The 12,726-nt window shown below is 71.9% G+C and carries 7 protein-coding genes and 2 tRNA genes; 4 read left to right on the plus strand and 5 right to left on the minus strand.

Annotated features, from left to right (window positions below; all coding sequences use genetic code 11):
* Positions 1 to 34 precede the first annotated feature (34 nt).
* Genes DMC61_RS28360 through DMC61_RS28370 form a run of 3 tightly spaced genes read left to right on the plus strand, consistent with a single transcriptional unit; the run spans position 35 to position 7,451 of the window.
* The gene (locus DMC61_RS28360; protein WP_199750126.1) at positions 35 to 1,771 is read left to right on the plus strand and encodes a fatty acyl-AMP ligase; all 1,737 of its coding nucleotides are present in this window, start codon (positions 35 to 37) and stop codon (positions 1,769 to 1,771) included.
* Entirely contained in the window at positions 1,768 to 5,964 is a 4,197-nt protein-coding gene (locus DMC61_RS28365; protein ID WP_125692749.1) for a type I polyketide synthase, read from the plus strand. The genes DMC61_RS28360 and DMC61_RS28365 overlap by 4 nt, the downstream gene beginning before the upstream one ends.
* Positions 5,961 to 7,451, plus strand: coding sequence for an MFS transporter (locus tag DMC61_RS28370; protein ID WP_125692751.1), 1,491 nt, complete (start codon positions 5,961 to 5,963; stop codon positions 7,449 to 7,451). Before DMC61_RS28365 ends, DMC61_RS28370 begins: the two co-directional genes overlap by 4 nt.
* Here DMC61_RS28370 and DMC61_RS28375 read toward each other — a convergent pair.
* The gene (locus tag DMC61_RS28375) at positions 7,426 to 7,845 is read right to left on the minus strand and encodes a VOC family protein (protein WP_125692753.1); all 420 of its coding nucleotides are present in this window, start codon (positions 7,843 to 7,845) and stop codon (positions 7,426 to 7,428) included. The genes DMC61_RS28370 and DMC61_RS28375 overlap by 26 nt on opposite strands.
* Before the next feature lie 88 nt (positions 7,846 to 7,933).
* Between DMC61_RS28375 and DMC61_RS28380 the strand changes: the two genes are divergently transcribed.
* Positions 7,934 to 8,518, plus strand: a complete 585-nt coding sequence (locus tag DMC61_RS28380; protein WP_125692755.1) for a TetR/AcrR family transcriptional regulator — start codon at positions 7,934 to 7,936, stop codon at positions 8,516 to 8,518.
* Between the two features lie 157 nt (positions 8,519 to 8,675).
* Here DMC61_RS28380 and DMC61_RS28385 read toward each other — a convergent pair.
* From DMC61_RS28385 to DMC61_RS28400, 4 genes are all read right to left on the minus strand, one after another.
* Positions 8,676 to 8,750, minus strand: a tRNA-Val gene (locus DMC61_RS28385).
* 36 nt (positions 8,751 to 8,786) lie between these two features.
* Positions 8,787 to 8,861: transfer RNA gene (locus tag DMC61_RS28390), tRNA-Val, on the minus strand.
* 79 nt (positions 8,862 to 8,940) lie between these two features.
* A complete protein-coding gene (locus tag DMC61_RS28395; protein ID WP_125692757.1) occupies positions 8,941 to 10,785 on the minus strand; it encodes a serine/threonine-protein kinase in 1,845 nt (614 codons plus the stop codon).
* A gap of 9 nt (positions 10,786 to 10,794) precedes the next feature.
* The gene (locus DMC61_RS28400) at positions 10,795 to 12,678 is read right to left on the minus strand and encodes a serine/threonine-protein kinase (protein ID WP_125692759.1); all 1,884 of its coding nucleotides are present in this window, start codon (positions 12,676 to 12,678) and stop codon (positions 10,795 to 10,797) included.
* Between the last annotated feature and the right edge of the window lie 48 nt (positions 12,679 to 12,726).

Here is a 12,726-nt window from a genome sequence, read left to right on the forward strand (position 1 = left end):
CCCGCACCACCCCGCCGAACCCCGAGGAGACGTCATGTCCTTGGCCCCCGAAAACCTGCCCGCCACGGCCGGCCCCACCCTCCCCGACTGCCTCCGGCATTGGGCGGACACCGACGGCGACCGGCCTGCGGTCACCTTCACCGACTTCGCGACCGATCGCGCCGGGCGACGGCGGACGCTGACGTGGAAACAACTCAAGGACCGTGTCGACGCCGTCGCGGGCGCGCTGCCCGTCCGGGCCGGTGACCGGGTGGCGATCCTGTGCCCGCAGAGCGCCGAGTACGTCGTCGCCTTCCTCGGCGCGATCACCGCGGGCGCGATCGCCGTGCCGCTGTTCGATCCCGGGCTGCCCGGGCACGCCGGACGGCTCGCCGCGGTACTGACCGACTGCTCCCCCACCGCGGTGATCACCACCGCCGCGGCCGAAGACGCGGTCCGCGAGTTCCTGGCGGGCCTGCCCGGCGGCGAGCACGTCACGGTCGTCGCGGCCGACAAGGCGGGACCCGTCCGCGCCTGGCCCGCCCCGGCGGCGAGGCCGGACGACGTGGCGTACCTGCAGTACACCTCCGGCTCGACGCGCAGCCCGGCAGGAGTGGTGCTGACCCACGAGAACGTGCTCGCCAACGTCCGCCAGGCGGCGCACGGGCTCGGGATCGCACCGACGGGGACCACGGTGTCGTGGCTGCCGCTGTTCCACGACATGGGTCTCGTACTCGGCTTGATCACGCCGCTGGCGCTGGGCATGCGATCGGTGCTGATGGATCCGCTGGCCTTCATCGAACGTCCGGTGCGCTGGCTGGAACTGCTCGGCGACCACAACGGGAGCTGGAGCGCCGCCCCGAACTTCGCCTTCCACTACGCCGCGAGCCGGGTGCGCGAGGAAGACCGCGCCAAGCTCCGTCTCGACCGGGTCGCCGCGATCGTCAACGGCGCCGAGCCGATCAACCCCGGCGTGCTCGACCGGTTCCACGAAACCTTCGCCGAAGCCGGGTACACCCCGGACAAGACCCGGCCCGCGTACGGGCTGGCCGAGGCGACCGTGTTCGTCACCACCGGCCCCGGCGTGCCGCCCCGGGTCACCACGTTCGACCGCGCCGCGCTGGGCGCCGGAACGGCACGGCCGTCGGACGACGGCCTCAAGCTGGTCGCCTGCGGTGTCCCGGTGGGCCAGCAGGTCGCGCTGGTCGATCCCGAAACCGGCGTCGCGCTGAAGGACGGTTCGGTCGGCGAGATCTGGGTCCACGGCCCGAACGTCGGCACCGGCTACTGGCAGAAACCCTTGGAGAGCACCGAAACCTTCGGCGCGAGGCTGACCGGCGACCACGAGGGGCTGCCGGACGGCCCTTGGTTGCGCACCGGCGACCTCGGCGTCCGATACGACGGCGAGGTCTACATCGCGGGCCGGATCAAGGACCTGCTCATCGTCGACGGCCGCAACCACTACCCACAGGACGTCGAAGCGACCGCGGCCTCGGCCGACCGCGACATCCGCCCCGGCAGTGTCGCCGCGTTCGCCGTCGAAGGCACCGACACCGAAGCCGCGGTCGTCGTCGCCGAGCGCCGCGGCCACAGCGCGCTGACCACCGAGGACGAGCGGACGCTCGCCGCGGCGGTCCGGCGGCTCGTTTCCGACGCGCACGGCCTCGCGCTGCGCGACGTCGTGCTCGTCCCGGCGGGTCTGGTCCCGCGGACCTCCAGCGGCAAGATCGCGCGGAGCGCCTGCCGCGACCGTTACCTCGCCGGCGATTACGGAAAGGCCCTGGTGCGATGAGAAACCCGTCGTTCGACACCCCCACATTGCGCCGCTGGCTGCTGGACACGGTCGCCGGGCACACCGGCGTCGACGCGGCCAGGCTCGAAGCCGACCGCCCGCTCAGCGACTACGGCCTGTCCTCCCGCCAGGCCGTCGGTATCGCCGCCGACCTCGAAGACCTGCTCGGCACCCCGCTCCCGGCCACCCTGCTGTGGGAGAGCCCGACCATCGACCACCTGGCCCGCTCGCTCACCGGCGGCACCGAGCCCGAACCCGAACAGCCGGGCACGGATCGTCGCCGGACCGATCCGATCGCCGTCGTCGGCCTCGGCTGCCGCTGGCCCGGCGCGGACGGCCTCGACGAGTTCTGGGAACTGCTTCGCAGCGGGCGGGACGCCGTCCGGACCGCGCCGCCGGGCCGGTGGAGCGCCGACGCGGCCCCGATCGTCGGCGGTTTCCTCGACGACGTGGCCGGTTTCGACGCGGACCACTTCGGCATCACCCCGCGTGAAGCGTCCACAATGGACCCACAACAGCGGATGCTGCTGGAGGTCGCCTGGGCAGCGCTGGAACACGCGGGGATCGCCCCGGCCTCCCTGCGCGGCAGCCGGACCGGTGTGTTCACCGGGATCTCGACCCACGACTACGGCCACCTCACGATGGCGGGCGGTGGCGTGGATCTGTGGACCGCCACCGGCGCGGCCGGGAGCATCGCGGCCAACCGGCTCTCCTACGTCTACGACCTGCGCGGGCCGAGTATGGCGGTGGACACCGCCTGCTCCTCGTCGCTGGTCGCGGTACACCACGCGGTCCGCGCGCTGCGTGACGGCGAGGCGGATCTGGCCTTGGCGGGCGGGGTGAACCTCATGCTGCTGCCCGGTCCGACGGCCGCGTTCGCCGCGGCGGGGCTGCTCGCCGGGAACGGCCGATGCAAGACGTTCGCCGCGGACGCCGACGGCATCGCGCGCGCCGAGGGCTGCGGTGTCGTCGTGCTCAAGCGGCTGGCCGACGCCGAATACGACGGGGACCGGGTGCTGGCGGTGATCCGCTCCACCGCGGTCAACTCCGACGGGCGCTCACAGGGCATGGCCGCACCGAACCCCGTCGCGCAACAGGACATGCTGCGCACGGCGTACCACGGCGCCCGGCTCGATCCGTCCACTGTGGACTACGTCGAGGCACACGGCACCGGCACGTTGCTGGGCGACCCGATCGAGGCCCGCTCGCTCGGCGCGGTACTCGGCAAGGACCGTCCCGCCGACGCACCGCTGCTGATCGGCTCGGTGAAGACGAACATCGCGCACGCGGAGGCGGCCGCGGGGATCGCCGGGCTGATCAAGGTCGTGCTCGCGATGACCCGGGACGAACTGCCGCCTCAGCTGCACTTCACCGCCCCCAACCCGCACATCCCGTTCGACGACCTGCGCCTGAAGGTGGTGACCGAACCGACGCCGTGGCCGCGCCGGTCCGGCCGTGCCACGGCGGGTGTGTCCGCGTTCGGTTTCGGCGGGACCAACGCACACGTCGTCCTCGAACAGGCGCCGCCGCCGGAGCCGGTCCCGGACCGCGGCGACGTCCGCATCGGCCTGCTGTCCGCCCGTACCCACGACCGCCTCACCGAACGCGCGACGCAGCTGGCGAACTGGCTGGAAGCCACACCGTCGCTGTCCCTGGCCGACGTCACCCACACCCTCTCCCGGCGCGACAACGGCGGTCCGCACCGCGCGGCCGTCGTCGCCGGGGACACGGCCGAGCTGGCCGGGCTGCTGCGCGCCGTCGGCTCCGGCGCCGATCCGCTGCCCGCGGGCGCGGTCACCGGCACCGGGCGGAGCACCGACGGGCCGGTGTTCGTGTTCTCCGGCCACGGCTCGCAGTGGCCGGGCATGGGGCAGGGACTGCTGGCCGCCGAACCCGCGTTCGCCGCCCAGGTCGACAAGCTCCACGACCTGTTCACCGAGCACACCGGCCGCTCGCTGCGCGCGCTGCTCACCAGCGGGGATCCCTTGTCCCTGCCCGAAACCCAGACGGCCATCTTCGGGATCCAGATCGCGCTCGCCGCCCAGTGGGAGGCGCTCGGCGTCCGGCCGGCGGCCGTCGTCGGGCACTCCCTCGGCTCCGCGGCGGCCGCCGTGGTGAGCGGCGTGCTCACCCCCGACGAGGCCGTCCACCTGGTGGCGACCCGGGCCCGGCTCCTGGGCACCATCGGGCCCGGCGGCGCGATGGCGGCGGTCGAACTCGCGCCGGAAGAGCTGGACCTGTACCCGGACATCGAACTCGCCGTCGAATCCGCACCCGGTCAGCTGACCGTGGCCGGGGACGCGACCGTGCTCGACCTCCTGGTCGCGGAGCTCGAAGCCGTCGGCCTGCGGGCGCGCCGGCTGCCGGTCGAGGTCGCCGGCCACTCCGCCCGCGTCGACCCGGTGCTGCCCGCGCTCCGGGAGGCGCTCGTCGAACTGGGCGGCCGTCGTCCGACGGTTCCGTGGTACGACACGGTTCTGGCCGATCCGCGGGAGCTGCCGGACTTCGACGCCGGGTACTGGGCCACGCATCTGCGTCGTCCGGTGCGGTTCCGGCAGGCCGTGGCGGCCGCCGCCGCGGACGGACACCGCGTCTTCCTCGAAGTGTCGCCGCATCCGATCCTGCGGGGTTCGGTGGCGAGAACGCTCGAAGCCGAGGAGATCGGCGACGCGCTCGTCACCGGGACCTTGCGCCGGGGCCAGGACGAGGTCCGCGCGCTGGGCGCCGCCGCGGCCGAGCTGTACTGCGCGGGCACCCGGATCACCACCGCCGATCCGGACGACGGGGCCCGGCTGGTCGACGTCCCGCCGATGCCGTGGCGGCACGAACGGCACTGGTACACCTCCGCTGAGGAAGCACCGTCGTTCGCGGCCCGCACCCCCGAGCCCGAACCCGTGCGGAGCGGCGGAGGCGACCGGCTCACCGAGATCGTCGCCGCCGTCATGGGGCTGCGCCCCGACCGCCTCGACGCCCACGTCCCGCTGGTGGAGCTCGGACTGGATTCCCTGATGGCGAACCGGATCCGCGAGGCCGTCCGCCGGGAGTTCGGCACCGAACCCGACTCGGCCGCCGTGCTCCGGGGCGCCACGCTCGCCGATCTCAGCCGCGATCTCGCGCCCCGGGAGAACGAGGAACCACTGCCGTCGCGCGGTCGCGCCTGGGACGCGGCGGACCGGCTGGTGCTGCGCCTGTGGCAGGAGCACACCGGCACCGAAGCGGCGGGCACGCACGTCCGGCTGACCGAGACGGCCGCACCGGACCGGCTGGCCGAGCTGCTCGCCCAGGGGCTCGGCACCGAACTCGCCACGGCTGTCGACGCCGCCGAACTCCGTCGGCACGACACGCTCGCGGCCATCGCCGACGTCGCCCGCGCGGTTCTCGACACGCGGGAGGAGCGGGGTCCGGTGCACGTCCTCGCGCCCGGTGAGGCCGGAGTCGCGCCGTTGCTGCTGTTCCACCCTGGCGGCAGCACTTGCACCGTGTACCGGCCGCTGCTGGAGCGGTTGCCCGCCGGTGTGCCGTGCGTCGGGTTCGAACGCGTTCCCGGTGTCAGCATCGAAGAGCGGGTCGAGCAGTTGCTGCCGTTGGTGCGGGAACAACGTCGAGGCCGGCCGTACCGGCTGGCGGGCTGGTCGTTCGGCGGGGCGCTGGCGTACGGCGTCGCCGCGCGGCTCGCCGAAGAAGGCGAGGAGGTCGAGTTCGTCGCGCTGATCGACACGATGCTCCCGCTTCCGGAGCCGGATCTCGATCCGCGGGCGTCATCGGCGCGGCGGTTCCTGCGCTTCACCGGATACGTCGAGGGGACCTACGGCCGTGAAGTGCGGCTCGGCCACGAGGAGCTCGCACCGCTGCCCGAAGAGGAGCAGATCGAGCTGACCATGCGGCGGGTCGCCGAAGCGGGTCTGCTCAGCCCCGGCGTGCTCCGGCACCAGCGTCAGTCCTTTTTGGACACACTGGCGGCCGAACGCGGTACGCCCCGCCGCTACGACGGCCGGGTGGTGCTCTACCGGGCGACCGAGCAGTACGCGGCCGGGCTGGCGATGGAACCCCGGTATTCGCGCACGGATCTCGCGGCGGGCTGGGCGGAACTGTGCCCGGGGCTGGAGATCGTGCCGGTCGAGGCGCATCACCTGTCGGTGGTCGACCCGCCCCACGTCGATGTCGTGGCGAGGCATCTGACGGGACTCCTGTGACCACGGCCCGGGCCGAGCGAGCGGTCGACCGCGCCTGGCCGCTTTTGGCGGTACTCGGCGCCGGGCTCTTCCTCGTGGCGGTCGACGCGACCGTGCTGCACGTCGCGTTGCCCGACCTCGTCCGGCAGCTGCGGCCGGGCGCGGCGGCTCAGGTGTGGATCGTGGCGATCTACCCGCTGACCGCCGCGCCGCTGCTGCTGCCGTTCGGCACCCTCGGCGACCGGTACGGGCGGCGGCGCGTACTGGTCGCCGGGTACGTCGTGTTCGGGATCGCGTCGCTCGGCTGCGCGTTCGCGCCGAACGTGTCGGTGCTGCTGGGCTGCCGCGCGCTGCTCGGCTGCGGCGGCGCGATGATCATGCCAGTGACGATGTCGCTGCTCCGCGAACTGTTCCCGGACCAGCGGCGTCGCCGCACGGCGATCGCGGTGTGCAGCGGGATCGCGGGCACCGGCTCGGTGTTCGGGCCGATCCTCGGCGGCGTGCTCGTCGAGGTGTGGGGCTGGCGGGCCACGTTCCTGCTGAACCCGCCGGTGATCCTGGCGGCGGTCGTCCTGGCGCTGCGCTGGCTTCCCCGGAACCCGCCCGGGCGGCGGCCGTGGGACGCGGTCAGTGCGGCGCTCGCGGCGGGCGGTGTCCTCGGGATCGCTTTCGCCGTCGGGCATCCGGGCGCCTGGACCACGGCCGTCGCCTCGGGCGTGACCGGATGTGTCCTCATCGGACTGTTCCTGCGGCGCCAGCGCCGGACCGACCCGCCGTTGCTGGACCTCGCCCTGTTCCGGCGACCGGGCGTGCGGGCCGCGGTCGCCGGGGTGCTGCTGGTGATGAGCACGCTCGTCGGGCTCGGCCTGCTGTTCGCCCAATACCTGCAGGTGGTGCTCGGGCTCTCGCCCACGGCGGCGGCGGGCCGGCTGCTCCTCGTGCTGGGCGCGTCGGCCGTCGGCAGTGTGGTAACGCCTTCGCTGCTGGGCCGGTTCGGCAACGCCCGGGTCCGCACGGCCGGGTTCGCGGTGGCGGCCGTCTCGTTGCTGGTCCCGGCGGCGGGTTCGGCGGCCATGACGTCGCCGGTACTGCTGGGTGCCGGGCTGACCGGGCTCGGCCTGGGGATGGCGCTCGCGCTGACTTCGAGCACCGACACCCTGCTTTCGGCGACGTCGGCGGACCAGGCGGGCGGTGCCGCGGCGGTGGAGAAGACCGGCTACGAACTCGGTGCCGGCTTCGGGACGACGGTGTTCGGTTCCCTGGCCGCCGCCGTGTACGCGGGACACCTGGCCGTCCCGGCGGGCGTGCCGGAACCGGCGCGAGCGCTCGCTCTTTCGGGGCCGGCTCAGGCGGAGGCGGCCGCCTCAGGCCTCACGGCGCAGTTAGCCGACGAATTGCTCGACGCCGCGAGGGCCGCCTGCACCACAGGGCTTCAGGTGTCGGCGGCGGTCGCTTGTGGACTGTTCCTGGTGGCCGTGCTCGTCAGCTCGGGCGTGCCTCGTCGGTGAACTGCCCGGCGAACTCGCCGGTCGGCGGGATCTCCTGGATCACGTCGATCAGGACGCCGTTGGGGTCGGCGACGATGAAGTGCCGCTGCCCGAACTCCTCGCTGCGCAGCGAAAGCGCCTCGGGCAGCCCGGCGTCTTCGACCAGCCGCCGGTGCTCGGTGTCGACGTCTTCGACCTCGAAGTTCAGCAACAGTCCCTGCACGGGTTTGCCCGCCCCGCCGGGAATGGTGTCGTGCCCCGGGGCGAGGATCGCGAGCTCCCACTCACCGCGTTTGAGGCTGACGTACCAGTCGGCCTCGAAGGTGAGCTCGAAGCCGAAGTGATCACGGTAGAAGTCCCGTGTCTCGGCGATCTTCTCGGTCATGAGAACGGGATAAAAGCTGGTCAGACGCATGATGCCGCCTTGTCTCGCTAACAATACCGACCGTCGGTTTGTTTTTTCGAAGTTAGCCAACCGACGGTCGGTATGTCAAGATCCAGGTATGGCCCGCACGAAACAGCAGCAGCGCGAAGAGACGATGGAGGCGTTGACCGCCACCGCCCGCCGGCTGTTCGCCGAGCACGGGTACGGCAAGGTCGGCCTGGAGACCATCGCGCAGACCGCGGGTGTGAGCAAAGGCGCGCTCTACCACCACTTCAGCAGCAAGGCGGAGCTGTTCCGGCATGTGCTCGGCGTCGTGCAGCACGACGTCGGCGAGCAGATCGCGCGAGCCGCGGACGCCGCGCCGGACTCGTGGGCCGGACTGCTCGCCGGCTGCCGCGCGTTCCTCGCCGCCGCGACCGATCCGGAGACCCAGCAGATCATGCTGCTGGACGGTCCGTCCGTCGTCGGCTGGCAGGACTGGCGCGAGCTGGACGCGGAATCCTCCGCCCGGCACCTCGCCGAAGCCCTGACCGGCTTGATGACCGAGGGCGTTTTGGCGAAGCGCCCCGTCGAACCGTTGGTACGCCTGCTTTCCGGCGCGATGAACGAGGCCGCCGTCTGGCTCGCCCACTCCCCCGACCCGAAGGCCGACCTCGCCGCGACCATGTACACCCTGACACCGATGATCGAAGCGCTCCGCTAAGCCGGAACTCGCGTGATCAGAGGCGTAACTCGCGTGATTGGGGCCGCATCACCGAGTTCGGCGTCCAATCACGTGAGTTACGCCTTCAATCACGCGAGTGACGCGTTCGGTTACAACGCGAAAAGGCCCCACCCGGTGTCGGATGGGGCCTTTTCGGTGGTGGGCGATACTGGGATCGAACCAGTGACCTCTTCGGTGTGAACGAAGCGCTCTCCCCCTGAGCTAATCGCCCGTGGTACGAACTTCGGTCCACCGGAGGAAGCGAACCTGGTGCGCGATACTGGGATTGAACCAGTGACCTCTTCCGTGTCAGGGAAGCGCTCTCCCGCTGAGCTAAACGCGCGTGGTGTTTCGTTCGTACTGGCGATAGCTTAGCGGACCCCGTTTCCGAAGCCTCACAGGGGGTTCCCTATCCGCGAAGCTCAAGGTCTCGGCAGCCGTGAGGCGATCGAGCCCGCGATCTCCTTGGCCCGGTCGCAAGGGCTTCCGCTCCCCTCGCGCGCCAGAAGACGGACGGCGACGTGTTCGACCTCGCGGTCCGGCAGCGGCCGATGCTGCCAGGTGACGGCGCAGTTCGAACCGCCGAACTCCCGCATGTCACCGGTGACACCGCTGCCGAGGTCGACCGGCGATCCTTCCGGCGCGTAGGCGCCTCGCTGCAGCTCGACGGTCAATGTGTCCCCGCCGCCCACCCACTCGCAGATCCGCAGCGTCCGCGGCGCGGGCTGCGCGTTGGGCACGGCCTTGCCGAGCACCGCGGGGTCGCCGACCGTGCACGGGTCGAGCGGCAGGATGCTCGCCGGATCACCCGTACGGTCGACCTCGTGCGTGCGCAGCCGGGTGAGCGCGGCGCTCAGCATGTCGTCGGCGGCCTTGCAGGGATCACCTTCCCGCCCCGGATGGGACACGACGACGCCGAGCCGCCGGTCCGCCGGCAGTTGCGCGACCGAATCGCAGCCGCCGCTGATGGTGCTGCGCAGCAACGGCAGCCCTTCGGCCGTGCGGTCCGTCCGCTCGACGCTGCTGGTGCTCACCCCTTCACCGAGCCGGAGTTCGAAGCTGACGCCCTTGAGCCCGGTGTACCTGCAGCGAGCCGGGTAGATCGGGCCCGTTTCCGGTTTCAGGGTGCCGAATTCCTGCACGAACCGGCCGGCGAGCACCTTGCACGGATCCACCAGCCGCAGGCGTTCCGCGGCGAGCGCATCGTTCGCCGACAGCGACGTGACCCCGGGATTCTCGGGTTTGGCGTGCTCGGCGATGGCGAGGCCGAGCGCGACCATCCCGGCGACGACGAGCAGGACGACCGCGGCGAGCGAGCCGAACAGGATCTTCTTGGTCCGCGGCGCCATCTTCTTGGGCGGCGGCCGCCAGATCGGCAGCGGCAGAGCCAGCACCGAGCGCACTTCGGTGTCCTGCTGCCGGATCCGGGCGTGCACGGCGGGCGGCCAGGGCGCCATACCTGGCGGCACGGGACCGAGGAAGTCCAGGATCTGTTCGGGAGTCGGCCGCCGCGCCGGGTCCTTGGCCAGACAGGGTTCGGCGACCCGCCGGATCTCGTCCGGGACCGCGCTGAAATCCGCCGTGGCGTGCACGACGTTATACAGCGTCTGCGGCGCGGTCGGGCCGGTGAACGGGCCACGGCCGGTCGCGGCCATGACGAGGATCGCGCCGAGGGAGAACACGTCGCTCGCGCCGGTGATCTGCCCGCTGCCCGCCTGTTCCGGGGACATGAAAGCGGGCGAGCCGATGATCGCGCCCGTCCCGGTGAGGTCCTGCGCCTCCTCCGCCACCCGCGCGATGCCGAAGTCGATCACCCTCGGCCCGTCACTCGTCAGGATGATGTTGCTGGGTTTGAGATCCCGGTGGATCAGCCCGGCACGGTGGATCTCGGTCAGCGCCGCGGCGAGCCCGGACGCCAGCAGCCGCACCGACTCGGCGGGCAGTGGTCCGGCCGCGTCCACGGCCTCCTTCAAGGACGGTCCCGTGACGAAGACCGAGGCGAGCCACGGCGTTTCCGCTTCCGCGTCGGCGTCCATGACCGCGGCCGTGTACGCGCCGGAGACCAGCCGCGACGTGGCGACCTCGCGCCGGAACCGCTCACGGAAGCGCGGGTCGTGCGCGAACTGGGCGTGCAGCTGTTTCACCGCGACGAGCCTGCCGTCCGGGGCGAGGCCGAGCACGACGCGGCCCATCCCGCCTTCGCCGAGTTCGGCGATGATCCGGTACGGGCCGATCTGCCGGGGTTCGCCGGGGTTCAACGGTTTCACTGACCAGCCCTAGGGTTTCGGAAGTTTCTGCAGCAGCACCCCGGCGAAGGCCTTGGCCTTCTCGCAGGCTTCGTCGGCGGTCATCTTCGTACCACTGGTCCCGACGGTGAGCTCGACGTTCTCGCCGTCCCGGTCGCTGACGGACCGATGCTGCCAGGTCAGCGAGCAGGTGGAACGGGCGACGCCGTCGTCCTTCTTCGCCAGGTACACCTTGGCGCCGCCGAGATCGAGGGTGGCCGTCTCCGTGTAGTACGAGTCCTTCGACTGGGACGGCGGGTACGCCCGCACGAGGCTCAGCCGGACATTGCCCGCCGCGTCGTACCGGCATTGGTGCAGATGTTCGCGGATCGTTTCGACGACCGGTCCGATCAGCCGGTCCGTCGTCACGGGGCCGACCAGCGCACACGGGTCCAGCGGCGCCAGGGTCCCGGCGGGGAGGTCGCGTTCCTGGCCGCCTGCCCGGATCCGCTTCACCGCGTCGGCGAGCGCGGCCTTCACCACCGAACACGCGGCGTCCTTTGTGGACATCGAGTTGACGTCGACGGTGAGCTTCGTGTTCGGCAGGCCGGAGACCGGGACGGCGACCGCGCACGCGTCGTCGGATCCCTTGATCCGCAACGGAAGCCCTTCCAGCTCGCCGCCCGCTTCTCCTTCGACCAGGTCGCCGCCGACGGCGAGCTCCAGCCACTTGCCCGCGGGCGAAGAGTACGTGCACGAGTCGAACTGCATGTCGATCTTGGTGCTCAGCTTGCCGAACCCGGGCACGTCGCGGCCTTTCAGGACCTTGCACAGGTCGACCCGGCGCAGGTTGTCCGGGCCGAGCGGGTCCTGGTTGACCGGGGTGGTGATCGGCTCGTCCGGTTGCGGCGGTGAACTCGGCGCGACGGCCGCCGGCGGCGGATCGTCGCCGCTCAGGGAGACCGCCGCGACGACGCCACCGACGAGCAGCACGACGGCGGCCGCGGCGAGCCCGGCGTACAGGCCACGCCGGGATCGCTTCGGCGGTGGCGGGTTCAGCAGCCGCTGGACCTCGGCCTGTTGCGTGGCGATGAGGTGGGACACCACCGGCGGCCACGGGCCGGCCATCGGCGGGATCGGGCCCAGCCGCTCCAGCACCCAGGACGGCGACGGCCGGTCCGCCGGGTTCTTCGCCAGGCACGGCTCGACGATCTGCCGGATTTCGGGCGCCAGATGCCGCAGGTCGGGGTGGACGTGCACGACGTTGTACAAGGTGTGCGGGGTGGACGTCCCGGTGAAGGGATTCGCTCCGGTCGCGGCCATCACCAGGAGCGCGCCGAACGAGAACATGTCGCTCGCCGGGGTCAGCGGCTTGCCCTCGGCCTGTTCCGGCGACATGAACCCGGGCGAACCGATGACGGCGCCGGTATGCGTGAGTTCGGAGTCGCCTTCGACGGCGCGGGCGATGCCGAAGTCGATCACCCGGGGGCCGTCACCGGTGAGGATGACGTTGCTCGGCTTCAGGTCGCGGTGGATCAGCCCGGCCCGGTGAATGTCGCCGAGCGCCAACGCGAGCCCGGCGGCGAGATGCCGGACCGCCACCGGAGGCAGCGGACCGCCGGCGGCGACGGCCTCGGACAGCGCCGGTCCCGGCACGAACACCGAGGCCAGCCACGGCGTCGGCGCGTTCGGGTCGGCGTCCATGACCGGTGCGGTGTACGCGCCGGACACCAAGCGGGAGGTTTCGACCTCGCGGCGGAATCGCTCGCGGAAGCCGGGGTCCTGCGCGAAACCGGGATGGATCTGCTTGATCGCGACCAGGCGGCCGTCGGAGGACGTCCCGAGCAGCACCCGGCCCATCCCGCCCTCGCCGAGCGCGGCGAACACCCGGTAGCGCCCCACGCCGGTGGGTTCGCCGGTGTTCAACGGCTTCACGAAGGCCCCCTTGTTCCGAGGGGCGATGGTACAAAACCACCCGGAAGT

This window comes from Amycolatopsis sp. WAC 04169 (assembly GCF_003947535.1).
In the GTDB taxonomy this organism is placed as follows: Bacteria; Actinomycetota; Actinomycetes; order Mycobacteriales; family Pseudonocardiaceae; genus Amycolatopsis; species Amycolatopsis keratiniphila.